The sequence below is a fragment of the Teredinibacter franksiae genome (assembly GCF_014218805.1).
Lineage (GTDB): Bacteria > Pseudomonadota > Gammaproteobacteria > Pseudomonadales > Cellvibrionaceae > Teredinibacter > Teredinibacter franksiae.
Map to the genome: position 1 here is coordinate 2,445,378 of NZ_JACJUV010000001.1, position 16,910 is coordinate 2,462,287.

General features: G+C 44.7%; 17 protein-coding genes. 12 read left to right on the forward strand and 5 right to left on the reverse strand.

The features are described 5' to 3' along the window. Positions 1–24 precede the first annotated feature (24 nt). Genes lpxC through H5336_RS10130 form a run of 3 tightly spaced genes read left to right on the forward strand, consistent with a single transcriptional unit; the run spans position 25 to position 2,265 of the window. Positions 25–966, forward strand: coding sequence for a UDP-3-O-acyl-N-acetylglucosamine deacetylase (gene lpxC, locus H5336_RS10120; protein ID WP_185233825.1), 942 nt, complete (start codon positions 25–27; stop codon positions 964–966). A 55-nt stretch (positions 967–1,021) separates the two neighbouring features. Then, positions 1,022–1,867 (forward strand): endonuclease/exonuclease/phosphatase family protein, encoded by an 846-nt coding sequence (locus tag H5336_RS10125; protein WP_246439245.1) that lies wholly within the window; start codon positions 1,022–1,024, stop codon positions 1,865–1,867. A gap of 35 nt (positions 1,868–1,902) precedes the next feature. Then, positions 1,903–2,265 (forward strand): DUF5329 family protein, encoded by a 363-nt coding sequence (locus H5336_RS10130; RefSeq protein ID WP_185233829.1) that lies wholly within the window; start codon positions 1,903–1,905, stop codon positions 2,263–2,265. Between the two features lie 86 nt (positions 2,266–2,351). On the opposite strand, the gene H5336_RS10135 is transcribed toward H5336_RS10130, so the two are convergent. After that, positions 2,352–2,939, reverse strand: a complete 588-nt coding sequence (locus tag H5336_RS10135; RefSeq protein ID WP_185233831.1) for a YSC84-related protein — start codon at positions 2,937–2,939, stop codon at positions 2,352–2,354. A gap of 308 nt (positions 2,940–3,247) precedes the next feature. After that, positions 3,248–4,489, reverse strand: coding sequence for a dipeptidase (locus H5336_RS10140; protein WP_185233833.1), 1,242 nt, complete (start codon positions 4,487–4,489; stop codon positions 3,248–3,250). Between the two features lie 263 nt (positions 4,490–4,752). Here H5336_RS10140 and H5336_RS10145 point away from each other — a divergent pair, with 263 nt between their 5' ends. Next, positions 4,753–5,661 (forward strand): helix-turn-helix domain-containing protein, encoded by a 909-nt coding sequence (locus H5336_RS10145; protein ID WP_185233835.1) that lies wholly within the window; start codon positions 4,753–4,755, stop codon positions 5,659–5,661. A gap of 340 nt (positions 5,662–6,001) precedes the next feature. On the opposite strand, the gene H5336_RS10150 is transcribed toward H5336_RS10145, so the two are convergent. Both H5336_RS10150 and H5336_RS10155 read right to left on the reverse strand, forming a co-directional pair. Next, positions 6,002–7,009 carry an AraC family transcriptional regulator gene (locus H5336_RS10150; protein ID WP_185233837.1) on the reverse strand — a complete coding sequence of 336 codons (1,008 nt, stop codon included), beginning with the start codon at positions 7,007–7,009 and terminating at the stop codon, positions 6,002–6,004. Positions 7,010–7,072: 63 nt separating this feature from the next. Continuing rightward, the gene (locus tag H5336_RS10155; protein ID WP_185233839.1) at positions 7,073–7,228 is read right to left on the reverse strand and encodes a hypothetical protein; all 156 of its coding nucleotides are present in this window, start codon (positions 7,226–7,228) and stop codon (positions 7,073–7,075) included. A 2-nt stretch (positions 7,229–7,230) separates the two neighbouring features. On the opposite strand from H5336_RS10155, the gene H5336_RS10160 reads away from it, so the two are divergent. From H5336_RS10160 to H5336_RS10195, 8 genes are all read left to right on the forward strand, one after another. Continuing rightward, positions 7,231–7,593 carry a helix-turn-helix domain-containing protein gene (locus H5336_RS10160; protein ID WP_185233841.1) on the forward strand — a complete coding sequence of 121 codons (363 nt, stop codon included), beginning with the start codon at positions 7,231–7,233 and terminating at the stop codon, positions 7,591–7,593. A 4-nt stretch (positions 7,594–7,597) separates the two neighbouring features. Beyond that, positions 7,598–7,816 (forward strand): hypothetical protein, encoded by a 219-nt coding sequence (locus H5336_RS10165; protein ID WP_221628028.1) that lies wholly within the window; start codon positions 7,598–7,600, stop codon positions 7,814–7,816. A 179-nt stretch (positions 7,817–7,995) separates the two neighbouring features. Then, positions 7,996–9,192 (forward strand): carbohydrate porin, encoded by a 1,197-nt coding sequence (locus tag H5336_RS10170; RefSeq protein ID WP_221628029.1) that lies wholly within the window; start codon positions 7,996–7,998, stop codon positions 9,190–9,192. 204 nt (positions 9,193–9,396) lie between these two features. Next, a complete protein-coding gene (locus tag H5336_RS10175; protein ID WP_185233845.1) occupies positions 9,397–10,266 on the forward strand; it encodes a hypothetical protein in 870 nt (289 codons plus the stop codon). Positions 10,267–10,417: 151 nt separating this feature from the next. After that, the gene (locus H5336_RS10180; protein ID WP_185233847.1) at positions 10,418–10,993 is read left to right on the forward strand and encodes a DUF502 domain-containing protein; all 576 of its coding nucleotides are present in this window, start codon (positions 10,418–10,420) and stop codon (positions 10,991–10,993) included. A gap of 203 nt (positions 10,994–11,196) precedes the next feature. Beyond that, positions 11,197–12,753 carry a phospholipase D family protein gene (locus tag H5336_RS10185; protein WP_185233849.1) on the forward strand — a complete coding sequence of 519 codons (1,557 nt, stop codon included), beginning with the start codon at positions 11,197–11,199 and terminating at the stop codon, positions 12,751–12,753. A gap of 234 nt (positions 12,754–12,987) precedes the next feature. Then, entirely contained in the window at positions 12,988–15,003 is a 2,016-nt protein-coding gene (locus H5336_RS10190) for a DUF3857 domain-containing transglutaminase family protein (protein ID WP_185233851.1), read from the forward strand. A 1-nt stretch (position 15,004) separates the two neighbouring features. Next, a complete protein-coding gene (locus H5336_RS10195) occupies positions 15,005–16,189 on the forward strand; it encodes a tetratricopeptide repeat protein (RefSeq protein WP_185233853.1) in 1,185 nt (394 codons plus the stop codon). Here H5336_RS10195 and H5336_RS10200 read toward each other — a convergent pair. Continuing rightward, a complete protein-coding gene (locus H5336_RS10200; RefSeq protein ID WP_185233855.1) occupies positions 16,186–16,905 on the reverse strand; it encodes a DUF554 domain-containing protein in 720 nt (239 codons plus the stop codon). The genes H5336_RS10195 and H5336_RS10200 overlap by 4 nt on opposite strands. Between the last annotated feature and the right edge of the window lie 5 nt (positions 16,906–16,910).

Sequence of the window (16,910 nt, forward strand, 5' to 3'; positions counted from 1 at the left end):
CATAAACCACAGCGCGAGAATAGAATGATGATGAAGCCCCTGCAAGATAGAAATACCCAGTATGCCCAACAAACACTGAAAAAGCCTTTTACCTGCATAGGCCGCGGATTACATACGGGTTTAAAGGTTATTATGACGGTGATGCCTGCGGAAGCAAATTCTGGCTACCGATTTGTCCGCCGTGATGTATCCGCCGGTCGTAACGAAGTCATCGCTGCCTGGCATACGGTAACAGAGACCAATTTATGTACCACGGTGTCAAACAACATGGGTGTGCGAGTAAGTACAATTGAACATCTCATTGCGGCGCTTTATGCTAACGGTGTTGATAATGCTCGCATTGTCCTCGATGGCCCAGAAGTACCGATTATGGATGGTAGTGCTAAGCCATTTTCAGAGTTGATCGAAAGCGTAGGGTTGGAAACGCTAGAGGAAGAGCGAAAAGCTATTGTGATAACCGACACCATTACGGTGCGAGACGGCAAGAAAGAAGCCTCACTAATACCCTCCCCCACCTCTTGGATAACCATGGAGATTGATTTTGAATCATCTGTTATTGGTCGGCAATCACTGTCTCTGGAGATGGGAACCGAGAATTTTAATCGAGAACTAGCAGACTCTCGTACCTTTGGTTTTGTTGATCAAATGAATACCTTACAAGCTCTGGGTTATGCCCGCGGAGGTTCATTACAAAATGCCGTATTAGTGGCCAAAAATGGTGTCATTAACAAAGACGGTCTACGACACGAGAATGAGTTCATCAGGCACAAAATGCTAGATGCCATTGGTGACCTTGCACTTTCTGGAGCTCCAATCATTGGTAGTTTTAGCGCAAAATACTCGGGACACAAGCTCAACAACGAATTATTACGCAAGCTGCTGCAGAGTCAAAATGCCTATCAATATGTACCCCTCCGTGAGGTAAGTGACAATTGGGTAGAAATGATGAACGTTAGCGCTGGGTAGTGGTAAACCTAATATTAAGATAAAACTTATGTATCAAATTGTTTTTAGTACGTCAATGTTCAGGCGGATAACCGTGGCAAACTGTTTACGAATTGTAACGAGTATTGCCGCGTTCTGTCCGCTTTTAAGCGCTGCGACGGAAACCAATTACGACGCGCCGGTGTACAATAATGTATCCACTTGTGCGCAGGGTTTGTCCCAACCGCCGTTTGCAACCGCGAGCCTAGAAAGTGAAATATTTACGGTTGTCAGTTGGAATATTGAAAAAGGAAAGAACCCTGGTTGGAAGGATAGCCTTCGACGCCTTGCGGAGACTGCCGAGTTTGTATTAATACAGGAGGCTACGTTTACAGAAACAATGAAGGAGCCGAAAAAATCACAATTTTATTGGAGTTTCACGCCCGGATACAAAACAAAAAAATACCGCAGTGGTGTATTGGCTTTAAGCCGCAACGAACCCAATCTTGTCTGTTCCCTGAGGGTAAAAGAGCCTTGGCTGTCAACGCCCAAATCGATCACGGTATTGCGTTACAATCGTGGAGAAAATAAGCCCGCATTAATGGTAGTCAATGTTCATAGTGTTAATTTTAGTGTAGGTGTAAAAGCTTATAAAGCACAGCTAGAACAGGTCAATAAGTTATTGGCCCTGCACAGCGGCCCCGTGATTGTGGCAGGCGATTTTAATACCTGGAGCAAAGCGCGAATGGCGGTGTTAGATTCGATTGGAGATAAAAATAGTATGCAAGCGGTTGAATTTCAGGATGATAATCGCACGAAAAAATTCGATCATGCTCTGGATCATATGTTTGTCCGCGGGCTGAGAGTGAAAGAAAGTACGACTGAGGTAGTTAAAACCTCTGACCACAACCCTATTTCGGCTAAGCTAGAATTCATACACTAATATTCGGAGCCGCACTAATAATCGGAGCTGCACTTATGTTGAACGTAAAGATCACCTTTTTATTGTTAGTAGGGCTATGTTTAGGCATGGCGACAGAAGCGATAGCCGAAGAAACCACCGATGCCCAGCGAGAAATAACCGCACTTATTGAGTTCGTTGAAAAAAGCCAATGCGTGTTCCACCGCAATGGGAAAATGTACACATCGGAACAGGCGGCTAGCCACCTGCGTTTAAAGTGGAGTAAAGGCGAACGCTACGCGAAATCGGCGGAGGCGTTTATCGACAACCTAGCGAGCAAAAGTTCGTGGACAGGAAAGCCCTACTCTATTGAGTGTAAACCGGAAGCAAAGCGTGACATCAATAGCTGGTTAAAAGCCGAATTAGTAAATTTGCGATAATGTATTTTTTCATTCACCCGGTATAGGTTTGTACCGAGTGAATGAGGTTGCCAGTATTGACTAAGGCTACAGGCGTTCAATAGGCCCTACTTTTCTTTCTTTTTATTTAGCGCTTCAAACTTATACTTCTGGCCGCCTAGGCTAGCTTCGTACATTAGACCACCTTTTGCGTAGGTAAATACCACCATACCATTCACGTATTGCGCATTTTGAGCGCCGGATTCACCTTTACTGGTAGCACCCGCCGCATTTCCTGTGGTGCCAGCCGTGGCGTTCGCGGATGCCTTAATGGCTACAGCGGTCGCCTGTGCTCCAAATTCATACTCGCCCTGAGTGAACTTATCGTAAGAGGCTTTGTTCTCGAACAGAACCAATTGACTGTAAGCTTGACCGCCAGCCTGTAAGCCAATAGTCAACTGGGTCATTTTAGTCGTTCCGGCTACGTTCCCACCTTGATAAACCTTGCCCTTGCCGTGGGCTCCACCTATACCCAGGCCACCTTTACCAATATTGGGAAAAACAGCATAGCCGTATGCTTTACCTAAAAATTTCTGTACAACAGGGTTCTTTTTAAATTCCGCCATAGTAGCGGAATATTTGGCGTCATCGGCATAGAGGTTTGTGAGGGGTGTAAGCAGTAGTGTACAGGCAATAATACGTAATAACGTGGTCATTGGATAATCTCCTTTTGAGCAATGAAGTGAGGTGGCAAAGTATAAGGTTAGCGAGCAAACGACTATTGCCATTTCACGCCAACCTAAAAAATGCATACAAAAATATTGAACTGGTAGCTATTGGTAGAAAAAGGCCAGCGTATATATGGCTGAAAGTTACGTAGTGGAGTAGCGCCCTCTGCGCTTTACATGAAGTGCTGGTGTTGCTTCGAAAGGACAATATGTGTGGGGGTAACTGGCCGTTTGTTGAAAAAGCGAAGGGTATAATTTTATATATACCTTCGCCCTAACACATGCCGTTATGAGGGTTAACGGGTACCGTACTTTTTCATAAATTCTTTACGTATTTCAACACGCTCTTGGTACTCTTTATCCCACTTACCTTTTGGGGCTTTTTCCCATACCTGCTGATATACACGCATTTTATTACCACCGTAAATCTTAGCAAGCTGCTCGTTGGTATACCCACGTTTCCAGAGTTCGTCGGTAACCGCAGCTAGAATTCTAGCTAGCGGTGCTGAGTCTGCTGCGCCCTTTTTGAACGCATCAATCATGTACCCGCCGTCGGCATACATGGTGGCATTTTTCGTGGCAAATTCGACAACCAGAGAAACGTCAAACATGTCGTCGGTGGCGATGCCTACATAATCTTCGCCCAATAATTTTACATAGTAGTCAATCATGTCGGCGGCTTGTTTTGGGCTTAGGTCGTCGGGCCATATGCCGTCTACCATCCATTCGGTAAAAGTTGGCGATACGTAGCCACCGCTCTTTTTAACGCGCAGCACCTCTTCATCTGTCACATTGCGATAGCAGCCTTTAGGCGTGGCATTTTTCTCGTTTTTGTACAAGCCAGCAGGCAGGGAGTGTGTGAATACATAGGGTACGCCGGAGTGGTTTTTATCCATGTGGTCCATGGCGTCCATCGCTGTTTTTTTACCGGTATGGCTAAGGTCGAGCAGAATACCGTATTTCACCATTTCGTCGATAACCGCACGACCCCATTCGGTGAGGCCGTCGTCTTGTCCGTTGTAGGCAGCAAGTGAACCCGAGCCGGTACGGAAGCGGTCATTGTAGGCGAGAATCATGCTGACAATGCCCATTTCTTTAACGGCAGCCATACGAGATAGGTCTTCCTCAAGAATAGTTGCGGTCTGAGAGTTCCAGATAACAGCCGTTTTACCGTGTACATGAGCGGCTTCAATATCGCGTGTGGATCGTACGAAAATGAAGTTTTCTGGTTCTTCTGCCATTGCTGCTTTATGGGCATGGTGCTGCTCAATAAGGTGGTCCCAATTCATGGAGGCGGCTGTTAGGGTTATTTCGTGCCCGGTTATGCCAGCCTCGCGAGCTTCTTGATAGTACTGGAGTAATTGTTCGTTTTTAGACCAGCCGGTACCGTAGGGGCTGGCCATCATGCCGATAACGATGGTGTCTTTTACAAACTGCTCAGCCTTCTTGGAGGCTGGCCATTTTTTGGCGTTAAGGCTAGCGTTACACACACTGCTGAAAAGCATCATTGATAACAATGCGAAGGCAATTTTCTTCATGAACAAATCCCTAGTAGGAGGAGGGTTATAGAAATAGGTGATCGAACCATTATTTTTTCCCGCAGAGAAAAGCGAGATATTGAAAAAAGGCGATAGAAAAAAGACATTAGGGCTAATATTATCAAACCTGATATTCATTAATTGGTTATTCAAGCTCATAATTATTAAAATGGAAGCTTTAGGCGACAATGTTTACATTACATTTGATAAAGAGTTCACATGCCCTCCCCTTTGTTAACCTGTTGACCAGAATGGGGGCGCCTATGGAGAGCGCTGCGAGAAAGTCCCAGTTGTCGTTGGAAACAGTATATACGGGCGGTGTTATCGGTGAGTACGCTTTGTGGCGCTTTATTGATTTGAGCGCAGAACAGAATCGAATGCCATTGTTTGGCTTCCAGTGTGCCCAGTCATATCCAATTTGCTCATTGGCGGATCTCGGTGGTGACCTATTTTATTGTGCTGCGGATCTGCGCCAACTGCTTGATTTTTTTATGAAAGAAGCACAAAAGGATTCAACAGGCGCGCTGTATAGTTTGAACAATGCCAGTAAATCGGTGTGGCTGATGCGTGAATCGATATTTGGTAATACGTATAGCAGTTGGCAGGTAGAACAATACATGTTGAGTATTTTTATACAGGTTATTCGCCTGTGTGCCGGGCGTAATTGGCTACCCTCGGTGGTTTACGCTAGTTCAAAAAATTCTCCGCAGGTACTCCCCAGTGAGTGGGCAGCCATCGATTTTCGTTGGGGGTGTAAGGCCACGGCGATTAAAATAGAGAAAGACCTATTACTTAAAGCGCCAATCGACGCCGAAAAAGCTCGAAATAATTCTTTTCTAAACGGTAATTCGCAAGGCAGAGCGCTGAATCTATACGAACTTATCTACTCTCGCCTGCAAGTAGGCAAAACAGACTTACAGGGGGTTGCCGATGGCTTGGGGAAAAGTACCGCCTCCTTAAAACGCCAATTAAAAGTAGGCAATACTACTTACAGTCAATTGCTTGAGCGTGCTCGTTACAATTACGCCAGCGAGCTCTTGGAAGGTGATAGTAGTATTGATGATATTGCTCAGCAGTTAGGCTATGAACACCACAGCAACTTCACCAGAGCATTTAAAAAAAGCGTTGGCTATACACCGCTGGCTTATAGAAAATCACTGTTGATGACTTAATGGCTGTAACCTTTTATGTAATTATTTTAGTGCTAGCGAGCCGAGGAGCACACAAAAAAATGGATATCCACGTGTAGGGGCCAAATGTGAATTTGAGTCTTAATTGAGCCGGTTCAATCGAAACGCCGAGGGCGAATAGAGCTAGTATGAGCGCCTTAGGTAACACTGTGCAGGCGTGTTTTCTAGCGGTAATCTTCTTACTATCACTAACGGCTAACGGCGGCCATGAAAAAGATCTTCTTTGCCTGCTCATAAGAGCTAAGCCACTCAGTGGCAAATTGGTCTTGCTCAGGCTTTCCTTATGCTTGACGCTCTTGGGTAGCTGAATAACGGTATGTGCTTAGGTACAGGTAAACGTCTGTTGTCGATACTTATTAGGCCCCATGCCAGCCATTTTTTTAAATGCTCGGGTAAAGTGAGAGGTGTCTGAATAGCCCATTTGGTAGGCGACTTCGGCAACACTTAAGTCTCTATCAGCCAGTTTTTTATGTGCAATTTCAAATTTGGCCTGGTTAAACATGTCACTCATTTTTAAACCATGCTCTTGCAATCGCCGCTGCAAGCTCCTAACGGGTAGACCCACCGCCTTAGCGATAAGGTCTATTGTACAGTTTGCGTCTTGGCTATTAGAGCTCAAGTAGGTGAGTATCACGCTGCGCATTGACTCTACAAAACCAGCATTTACGTTGTTGTGATTTTCGGCAATTTTAGAATCCGCTATATCTAAATGCACAGGTAAGTCTAATAGTGTGTTGGCAACAGCAATACGAGAATGCACTTGAAGAAAAGCGATATGACTATTTTTTAGCAGGCGGCAAGCGTAGGCCGCTTGGGTATCTTGCATATGCAGTTGGATTAACGACGGGTACCAACGGGGGCCCGCGGCTAATTGAACTAGCTGAATCATGCTAGTGATACGGTACAACTCCATTTGAGCGTCGTGCTCATTAATAGATCGATTACAGATGAACCAATGAAATTCGTCGGTTTTTACAAAATCAAAAGACACGCCCGAGCTTTGATCAGGCGCGATAGCGCAAAATGTGCTCAGTAATTCATTCAATGTTTTACTGCCGCTAATGAGTGGCGCCAAGGAGGCTACCCTGTGCCATGGCGTGTATTGTGCCACCTGTGCTGCAAAATCGGGAATGCTTTCTTCCATGGCAACAATATTTGCTAGGTGCCTGAAAGGTAGCAGGGGAATTAAACTTTCCGGGTCATCCAGTTCCTGCGTCGGTAAACCAACACGCTCAAAGTAAATTGTGGGGTCGATTCCATTTTTGAGCATGGCAGTGCTGAATTGCTCTTTGAACGCTGCTTTTACTAGCGGAATAGGCTTGCTGATCATATGGATAAGGTGCCCGTAATGAGCGAATAATTTAGGGGTAAAAGTTGTTATGAGCTGTTTATTCTAAACCGTTATATCTTCGCAACAATGTTGATGTTCATCAATGAATTGCCATTTTACGACAATAACGGGATATTTTACAGGCTGTCGTAAAATGGCAAGAAAGGTTCTCGTTCGTGTGGCTATAGTGGCGACCAAAATGCCAAAAATAACAGTCATTCATGCCTCTACCCAACCAAGCCGCCCTAAAAATAAACCTTTCTTTGTCGATGGTGAGAGGGGCTGTGGTGTCGCTTATGGCAAAAGGCCGCTATGCGCTTGCCGATGTCGCTAAAAACCTCAATATAGGTGAGCGTAGCCTGCAGCGTATTATTGAAAACGAAGGAACAAACTATAGAGATTTACTGAGCTCTATTCGCAGGGAGCATGCCTGCACAATGCTGCGAACCAACAGTATAAAAATTGAAGAAATTGCCTGTGCACTGGGATATACCGACGCGGGCAGTTTTAGTCGCGCTTTTCATCGTTGGGAAAATTGTAGCCCTTTAGATTGGCGCATTAAAAGTAGGCTTTACACCTGTTGAAATCATGAAAATGGGCACTTCGAATGCGGCTGAAGTACTTGGCTGGTCTGGCGGTATGAACCCCTATAAAGAAGGTACTTTAGGTACTATTCAAGCGGGCGGCTACGCCGATATGATTCTTGTGGATGGTAACCCCTTAGAAGATATTACCGTTCTGAATGACTATGCAGATAAATTTAAGGTCATTGTTAAAGACGGCAAGATTTGGAAAAACACATTATAAAAATGTGTTAGAGCCGACAGGGGGCTACGATAGTAGCCCCTTTTTGCTGATGGACGATGTTTTGTATCGCCTCATAGTCATGGGTCTCCTATTCTTTCTTTAACGTTTAATAAAACAATGCAGTATCCCTCAAGCATAAAAAATGTAATAAATACAATTCCGATATGGAAACGATGAAAATGACCACCCCAACTACCCAGTTAATCTGCTTTACCCTTTTGGCAATGGTGCTTTCTGCAAACTTGAGCGCCGAGGAAGAAAACCGTGCGGGCTTTGGTAGCCCCGACACCGTTGACAATCAAATTGCTAAAGATGGTGAAAATCGAGACCAATCTGTAAAAGACGGCCTTGCAGAGAAAGGCGTTAACATTGCGGTTGATTATTCTTTTGTTGGTCTTGGCGCTAACGCTACGTTAGCGGGGGAAAATGATACTTCCGGTGGTGGAATGCTGCGCTTTTACGGTAGCTGGGATGCGGTAAATCGGGGTGAAAGCAATGTTGGTGGCTTAGTGTGGAAAGTGGAGCACCGGCATGCCTATACCGATACCGCGCCAAAGTATTTTGAGTTTGGTGCGGGTGGTTTGGGTTTGATTACGCCACCTTTCAGTGACGAGGGTACGCGGCTAACTAACCTCTACTGGCGCCAGCGATTTAATGGAGGTAATTCCATTGTTACGGCGGGCTTATTGGATGCAACCGATCATTTTGATGTGTATGCGCTGGCTAGCCCTTGGACTGGCTTTATGAATTTCGCTTTTAGCACAGGCGCTACCACTGTTGCCTTACCCGGCGATGCTGCATTTGGTGTTGCCGCCGGTACCATGTTAAGTGACAAGGTATTTCTAATTGGTGGTATTACCGATATGGAGTCTGACGCAACTAAGCCTTTTGAAAGCGTCAATTCCTTTTTTGATGAGGGCCACCATTTCAAATCTGTTGAACTGGGTTGGACTAAAAATAAAGACAGTATTTATACCGATAACCTACATGTCAGTTTGTGGCAGGCTGATGAAAGTGAAATGCAAGGGTCAACAAAAGGTCATGGTGCGGTCGTGTCGTTTTCCAGAATGGTTGGCCGTTGGTTACCTTTTGTACGCGCAGGTGTAAGTGAAGACGCAGGTGCCCTTTCGGAAAAATCCCTTAGCACAGGGTTCGGTTATTACGGCTTGGGAGGCGAGTCTAATAATTTAGGTGCGGCCATTAATTGGGCCGATACCGGAGAAGATGATCAAATTACAGCTGAAGTGTTCTATCTGATGAAGCCTTTACCTTGGCTGGAAATTACACCCGATATCCAAATTATACAAAACCCTGCTTTGAACCCCGACGAAAATCAATTAGTTATTATTGGCCTACGTGGTCGTCTTATTTGGTAGTCGTCTTATTTGGTAGCGGTTAACGATGTATTAAAGCCGGACACTATTGTATTAATACAATGGGTGGAGGCTAGCCTGCGAGAACTATGGTGACTAAAAAGTACGTTGCATAAATAGAATGGGCAGTAAAATAGTAAAAGTCGGAAAACATATACAGCAGCAAAATAATATAAAAATAGTTGAGTTGACCTAGGAATGAATAACATGAGTTTCAATGTAAAGATTAGCACAAAAGCGCGGAATATAGCGCTGAATGTTATACGTATTTCAGTACTGCTATTGATAGCGAAAGGTGTATTCGCTGCAGAACAATCTGCAGAAGAAATTGCTGCAAACCTGGCAAACCCGAATACGCCAATGGCAACCCTTACCTTTAAAACGCAATACCGCTCCTATGCCGGTGATTTGTCTGGAGCAAGTGATCAGAACAGCTCAACGATTTTATTTCAACCTAGCTTGCCGTTCACGCTTGATAGCGGCAGCATGATTCTTTTTCGCCCGGCCATTCCATTCCAGATCGGACAGCCAAGCTACGAAGGAGGAGACAGTTGGAGTGCTGAAGACGGTATGGGCGACCTGAGTTTTGACCTGGCCTACGCGCGTACCACAGAAAATGGCATTTTGTGGGCTGGCGGTGTGATTTCTACCTTACCGACGGCAACGGCGGACAGTTTGGGTAAGGATTTGGTCACGTTAGGGCCAGAATTTCTTATCGGTAAAATAACTAAAAAATATGTCATTGGCGCCTTTCCCAATCACCAATGGGATGTGGGTGGGTCCGGTGATGGCAGCGTTAATCTTACATCTATGCAGCTGTTTTATACCTATCTACCGGGCGGGGGTTGGAATTTGGGTTCCTCGCCAACGATGAGTTACGATCACGAAACCAAGCAGGCTACAATTCCGCTTAACTTCACTTTCGGTAAAACTGTTATCTGGGGTAAGCGCCCGTGGAAATTGAGTGCTGAGATGAATTACTACGTTCAAAAGGCCGATGCCTTTGCTTCGGATTGGTATGTGGGTATAAACGTTGCGCCTGTTGTAGAGAACGTATTTGCAAACTGGTTTAAGTAAAAAATACTTTTGCGATACGTCGCATTACACACGTTCTGTGTCGAAGTACAAAGCGCGCACGTCGGGCTTAGCGTTTTATTCTGTATCAGAGTGTCAAACCACGCCATTAAAACCTTGTATGATGGTCATATAACGCACATAAGAGATCACTATGAACTTTATCAAAAGTACGGTACTGGGCGGCATTTTGTTTTTGGTCCCCCTTATTGTTCTCGTCGCCGTATTGGGAAAAGCTTACGAGGTAATGTTGCGGGTAGCGGGCCCTGTGTTGGATATGATTCCCGCCGTCAGCGTTCTGGGGGTGGCACTTATTAACATCGTTACTATTTTGCTGATAATTTTAGTGTGCTTTGTAGCCGGGCTGGTGGCAAAGGGCCGCCTGTTCAAAGGCTTTGTTGATCGTATTGACGATAAACTAACAATACTGTTGCCGGGTTATGCCTACTTAAAAAGCTTTACGGCAGCGGTTGATAAAGATTCTAAGAACCCCCTGCAACCCGTGCTGGTTAGACAAGACGATATGAGCCTATTTGGTTTCTATGTGGAGCCGGCCAACACTGGCCACAGCGTGGTGTATATGCCAAGTGCACCGGATACAACTTCCGGTTCTGTGGCCATAGTGGAAGATTCACGTATTACACCTTTGGATGCTAACTTCATCGATACCATTAGCAGCCTTCGGCGTTTTGGCTTGGGCAGTGGGAAAATACCTATACGAGTGGATTAGTAGAATTTAGTGGCCTGAACAATAAGGTGAGCTGCAACACTAGCGAAAACCGAGATATGAACAGGGGTGGGTTGGACTGGAGAGAATAGCCTAGGTGCTAAAAGAGTATCGGTTTCTGGTTCTTTATTACCCTATAATGCCATGCTGAGGGCGCCCGTACTGTTGCCCACCAACATGATTAGCAATAAGTGAATGGTAAATCTATGATCAAAGGCTTTGCGACCCTGAAGAAATACGCCACCCTATTTATGGTGCTGTTGGCGGCTGGCTGTGCCACCGTAGACCACGAATATCCACGCAACGAAAGCTATGCTCCACCAGCCTCTGAAACCAGGGACACCGCCTTTGGCCAATACGTTAAAGCGGAGATGCCGAAACATGCTGAAGGCGAATCCGGTTTTGTGTTGTTGGCCGATGGCGTTGAAGCCTTTGCTGCCCGTCTAGCAATGGCCGAAAACGCCGAAAAAACCCTTGATGTGCAGTACTATCTGATTAGCGAAGATCTTATTGGTCATGCCTTTATTGGCTCTTTGTTAAAAACAGCCGATCGAGGCGTAAGAGTGCGTTTATTGGTTGACGATATTCTTACTAAGGGCTTTGACCATGGAATGGCCGCGCTGGATTCCCACCCTAATTTGGAAGTTCGAATCTTCAATCCTTTTGCCAGCCGAACCCTTCGTCCAATGGATATGTTTCAGTTCACACGCCTAAACCGCCGAATGCATAATAAATCGTTCACGGTGGACAACCAAATTACGTTGATTGGTGGAAGAAATATTGCCGACGAGTATTTTGGCGCGCGAACCGATTTAAATTTCGGTGACCTAGATGTTGTAGGGTTTGGCCCGGTGGTGCAGGAAGTGTCTTCAATGTTCGACGAGTACTGGAATTCTTGGGCTGCTTTACCCGTTCCGGCGTTTGCCGATATGCCTAAAGACCTGGAACTCGAATTAGCGAGTTTGCGCCAACGTATTAACAAAAAACTGTCTACCGTGAGTGATGGTATTTATGCCGAGGCGATAAAGCAAGATTACGATCGCCTTTTGGGTGAGGAGTCTGGTCGTGCCGTATGGACAACCTATGATCTCGCCTACGATTCGCCCGACAAGGCCGATAGCAAAAAAGCTAAAACAGCAACGAATATCACCACCAAGCTAAACGAGACCATTCGTGGTGGCAGTAAGGAATTTATTCTTATATCCCCTTATTTTGTACCTCTAAAAAGTGGGGAGCAATTCTTTCAAGAATTAGTGGATAAGGGTATGGAGGTTTCTGTCATTACCAATTCACTTGCGGCCAATAACCACGGTTCTGTTCATTCCGGTTACGCCCCTTCAAGAAAGCGCCTGTTGAAGATGGGCGTAAAGCTCTATGAGGTTAAATCGGAAGGCATTAATCAGGAATTTGAACGTGTTGGTAACGATCAATCTAGGGCAACACTTCATACAAAAGCGTTTATGGTTGATCGAGAAAAAATATTTATTGGTTCGTTTAACTGGGATCCTAGGTCAATCAATATCAATACTGAATTGGGCGTGATTATTGATTCTCCGGAAATTGGTGAGTCTGCCACCATAAATATGTCAGAAAAACTCGCTGAAAAAACCTACGAAGTGGTACTTAACGATAAAGGTAAGCTCCGCTGGATAGACCGAAGTGGGCCAGAAGAAGTTGTTTACACTAAAGAGCCCAATACCACATGGTGGAAGCGGTTTAGCGTTGGCTTTATGAGTATTTTACCGATTAAAAGCCAGTTATAAAATTAGATTACCCCAGCCCGCCGACTAGATTTGCTTTAATGGCTTAATCAACCCGGTGGGCCTTCTCGCTTTTTCCCCGTCAAAACCTATCCTCTAACGAACCTGCTTAGGCAAACTTTCACTGAGCCCCGGGTGGGTCAACCTGATACGTGTCAAACTACGTGTATAGACAGTTGCTGATTACGCAGGTAGCCTTACCCGATTGCGTTTAACAACAACGGATTTCGGATAGTTATGAAGCTTATTGCCACCCTCTTTCTAAGCCCTATGATGCTCTTAGCCAGTACGCTATGTGCTGCAGAACAGCATATGTTTGGGAAATACGTATTTGAAACCGATAGTAAAATTCCAGCTTGGGTAAACCTGGCTAAGGATCAAAAAAGTAAGGGTAAGCCAGAAGGCCAAAATACCGAATACGCATTGTTAGATACTCAGGTACGTGCATTTCCTGAAAACCATCAATTCTATAAGGCGTATAGCTCATACCTGCATAACAGCCAGGCGGTGAGCGAAAGTTCAGAAATTCAAATTACGTTTAACCCTGAATACCAGGAATTAGTTATTCACACCATAGACCTCGTTCGAGGAAAAGAAAAATTCAATGTACTGCGACCGGAAATTGTTCGACTGTTACAGCAGGAAGAAGACCTTCGAAATGGAATATTAAACGGTGCGGTCACAGCATTGGTGATGGTTCCCAATACGCGCCCTGGCGATCGCTTAGATTACAGCTACACGATTAAGGGGCGTAACCCGGTTTACGGGGAAAAAATATTTGGTGTAAATCGTTTGGGTTGGGCAGTGGATGTTGGCTTTACCCGGGTTCGCGTACTGGTACCGAAACAGACCAAATTACAAACAAACGTTCACGGAGTAAAAACGAAGTACAAAAAGAGGAAGAAAAACGACTACATTGAGCATGAGTGGCTTGTTAAAAAGGTTGACCGACGTGTAGATGAGGGCGGCTACCCTGCGTGGTTCAATCGCTATGGGTTCATTGAGTACAGTGAATTCAAAAACTGGACTGAAGTGAGTAACTGGGCAGGCGGGTTATACCAGTCGGTTGACCAACGCTCTACCGAGCTCGATAAGCTTGTAAAAAAATTACAAGACGGTAGCGCCACAGATTCAGAGTATGCAGTAAACGCCTTGGATTTTGTTCAGCAGCAGGTACGTTATTTAGGCCTTGAATTTGGTCTCAATAGCCACTTACCCCATACTCCAGCCGAAGTACTGAAAAATCGTTATGGCGACTGCAAGGATAAATCTAACTTGCTTGTGCAGTTGCTACAAAAAAATGGAATTGAAGCCTACTCTGCGCTGGTATCCTATAGCTACCGTGAAGGCTTCAGTGACTATCTGCCTAGCCCGTTTGCGTTTGACCACGCAATTGTCATGGCGAATGTGTCGGGTAAAAAAGTATGGCTAGACCCCACCCGTACCAATCAGTCGGGAAAACTGAATAAAAGAGCTTTTCTCAAATTTGGCGCCAGTTTAGTTGTTGGGCGTGATGGTGAAAAACCGGTAGAGTCGCTTAAACCACTCCCAGGGCAAACAGATATTGTTACCGTCAAAGAAAGCTATAAGGTTAAAAACACAAAAAAACCGGTATTACTCACGGTTAAATCCGTTTATACGGGTGGCCAGGCTGAATACATTCGTTCTGTATTTAAATCGAGTTCATATAGCGAGATGCAGGATAAATACCTAAACTATTACGCTAAAATATACCCCGCTATTAGCGCGCAAGGAAAGATAAGCTATAACGATAGTGAAGATGAAAATGAAATAACGATAACAGAAAAATACAAAATAAAGGATTTCTTCGAGAAAGAAGAAGGTCTGTATAAATCTAGTTACTATGCTACGGCGATAGGCCAGTTTCTAACCAAGCCAGAGATAATACGTCGTGAATCCCCCGCAATTATTGGCCAGCCAATAGTTGTTTCCCATGAAATTACCGTCGATTACCTCAATGATGTTGCTATGTATATAGATAGTACGCCGGTTATTAAAACGACCGAAGAAATTGATTATACTTCAAGAAGCGCTTTCTTCAGTAAGCATTTTGAGCATCGCGCCACGCTAAAAATCAAGAAAAACTGGGTACCTGTCGAAAGTATGGAACGATATTTGAGCCTTGCAAAACAGATTGAGAATGATATTGATTTTTCTCTTACATTTTCCTCAGAAAGAAAAAAAACGAATAATAAGCCTTTGAAAAAACTACTAAAAGTTTTGGAAAAATAGAATGAAAATAATCGATCGTAAAAATTATATGGCACCCGCTGTCCTATTTCTTATGTACATGGTGTTAAGTAATGCTGTTTTTTCTGAAACTAATTTTAAACCTGCACCCTCAAGCCACTATAGCCTCACAGAACCCAGCCTAAGCTTAAAAAGCTTTGCGCTAAACCTTCAAGACTATTTGAGCGCAAAGCAGACTAGAACCCTAATAGATAGTCTGCACAGAGAATCCTTCGTGCTCGCGCAAATGCAGGCGCTGGTACATTATACCGGTGAATTACCTGAATCAGAAAAAAAGAAAAATAGCTTATATGAAATGATGAAAACCATGAATATAGCGGTGTTCACTGGATTGGAGTCAAAGCTAAAACAATTCGATGTTTGGACCTTTGTGCACCATAGAACCTATGAAGGCCGAAGCTTTATTTTATATAGGGTTGAAACGGAAGATGAAGAATTCTCTTTTTTTGAGTTAGAGGTTAAACAGTTTGAAAGTAAATGGGTTGTAACGGACTGGTTTAATTACTCAACCGATATTTGGTTTTCGGAAACTATCGGCGGTATCGCATCGATTCTCTATAGTGGAAGTAATAACACAGACGCTGAATCACTAGCGGTCAATAATTTCTTACAACGACGCTTTGACGATGGGCTGGAATCGTATGCTAACTTGACAATAGAAAACCAGAAACGCCCTATTCTGCAAAGTTTACTTGTTGGTTTTTCTATTGCACTAGACCATGACAATTTTAATGAAACGATGGAAAAACTATTGCTTGTGTCGCCGGAGAATCGATTTTTACTGACCAAGATGACGTACTTCAGTGAAAAAGAAGAGTACAGACGTGCTTTGGATTGTATTCGTCAACTATCTAAAGACCTTGGGGGTGAATCTAATTTGGAGCTGATGCGGGCAGAAATATTGTTTCAGCTAGGTGAGTCTAAAGCGGCGAATAGAGCGTTAGCGAAGGCGATACGCCTAAAACCTAAAGACGAAACTCCATACTACACAGCGTTGTTTTTGTTGGCAGGTTATCAGCACTATGGTGAGGCGGTGTTGGTCTTGGATGTATTGCAAGAAGAATTCGAATTTGTGCTCTCGGAAAAAGAATTGGCAGAATTTGGAAACTTAGACGATTTTCTAGAATCGGAGCAGTATCGAAACTGGTTAAAAAGCCACGCGGCTTAGAATATGCGGGACCATAATGCCGATAGTGGCATGACTATAATGATCGCGGGCAGCATATTGGCGACCGCAAACGACTTAATTTTAGCAATACGAAAGCCAGTTGCCAGCATAATTAAGCCGCCAACGGCGGAAAAATCCGCGATAAGCTGTTCGTTTGTAAGTGGCATAATATAGGCGGCCAGCGCAAACAGAGAGAGCTGAATCAGCAGTTGTGGCACACACAGGATGGCTACCGAATAGCCGAGGCTGGCGGCAAAAATTGCCGCCGTAAAAAAATCTAAAATGGCCTTAACTAGCAGGGTCTGGCTATCTCCCGTAAGGCCTTCGTTTAAAGCGCCAAAAATCCCCATTCCACTGACACAAAATAAAATTAGAATGGCTACAAATTGCTCTAAAAAGCTTTCATGGGATAAGCCATTCCGTGCCGGAATATAAATGTCGAGTAAGGCCTTAGCCCTTAAGCTTACGCGACCAATGGCGGCTTCTAGCTGCATTAGCTCGCCGATTAATACGCCAAGTACTAATGCCAGTACCACCGGTGGCAAGCTGTTGAACTTCAGCAACATCACCACGCCCAGTGCCATAGAGGCTAAACCAAACGTTTGCGGCAAACTTATGCGAATACGCTCAGGGATACGGCTACCTATGAGTGCACCGGCGATACCGCCAAAAGCAACGGCGGCGAAGTTGATAGAGGGCCCTGTGGGGAACAGCATAAACG

Excerpts from the sequence above, each read along its gene's own strand:
- lpxC (WP_185233825.1), top strand. The coding sequence starts at position 25 with ATGATGATGAAGCCCCTGCAAGATAGAAATACCCAGTATGCCCAACAA.
- H5336_RS10125 (WP_246439245.1), top strand. The coding sequence starts at position 1,022 with ATGTTCAGGCGGATAACCGTGGCAAACTGTTTACGAATTGTAACGAGT.
- H5336_RS10130 (WP_185233829.1), top strand. The coding sequence starts at position 1,903 with ATGTTGAACGTAAAGATCACCTTTTTATTGTTAGTAGGGCTATGTTTA.
- H5336_RS10135 (WP_185233831.1), bottom strand. The coding sequence starts at position 2,939 with ATGACCACGTTATTACGTATTATTGCCTGTACACTACTGCTTACACCC.
- H5336_RS10140 (WP_185233833.1), bottom strand. The coding sequence starts at position 4,489 with ATGAAGAAAATTGCCTTCGCATTGTTATCAATGATGCTTTTCAGCAGT.
- H5336_RS10145 (WP_185233835.1), top strand. The coding sequence starts at position 4,753 with ATGGAGAGCGCTGCGAGAAAGTCCCAGTTGTCGTTGGAAACAGTATAT.
- H5336_RS10150 (WP_185233837.1), bottom strand. The coding sequence starts at position 7,009 with ATGATCAGCAAGCCTATTCCGCTAGTAAAAGCAGCGTTCAAAGAGCAA.
- H5336_RS10155 (WP_185233839.1), bottom strand. The coding sequence starts at position 7,228 with ATGACTGTTATTTTTGGCATTTTGGTCGCCACTATAGCCACACGAACG.
- H5336_RS10160 (WP_185233841.1), top strand. The coding sequence starts at position 7,231 with ATGCCTCTACCCAACCAAGCCGCCCTAAAAATAAACCTTTCTTTGTCG.
- H5336_RS10165 (WP_221628028.1), top strand. The coding sequence starts at position 7,598 with ATGAAAATGGGCACTTCGAATGCGGCTGAAGTACTTGGCTGGTCTGGC.
- H5336_RS10170 (WP_221628029.1), top strand. The coding sequence starts at position 7,996 with ATGACCACCCCAACTACCCAGTTAATCTGCTTTACCCTTTTGGCAATG.
- H5336_RS10175 (WP_185233845.1), top strand. The coding sequence starts at position 9,397 with ATGAGTTTCAATGTAAAGATTAGCACAAAAGCGCGGAATATAGCGCTG.
- H5336_RS10180 (WP_185233847.1), top strand. The coding sequence starts at position 10,418 with ATGAACTTTATCAAAAGTACGGTACTGGGCGGCATTTTGTTTTTGGTC.
- H5336_RS10185 (WP_185233849.1), top strand. The coding sequence starts at position 11,197 with ATGATCAAAGGCTTTGCGACCCTGAAGAAATACGCCACCCTATTTATG.
- H5336_RS10190 (WP_185233851.1), top strand. The coding sequence starts at position 12,988 with ATGAAGCTTATTGCCACCCTCTTTCTAAGCCCTATGATGCTCTTAGCC.
- H5336_RS10195 (WP_185233853.1), top strand. The coding sequence starts at position 15,005 with ATGAAAATAATCGATCGTAAAAATTATATGGCACCCGCTGTCCTATTT.
- H5336_RS10200 (WP_185233855.1), bottom strand. The coding sequence starts at position 16,905 with ATGCTGTTCCCCACAGGGCCCTCTATCAACTTCGCCGCCGTTGCTTTT.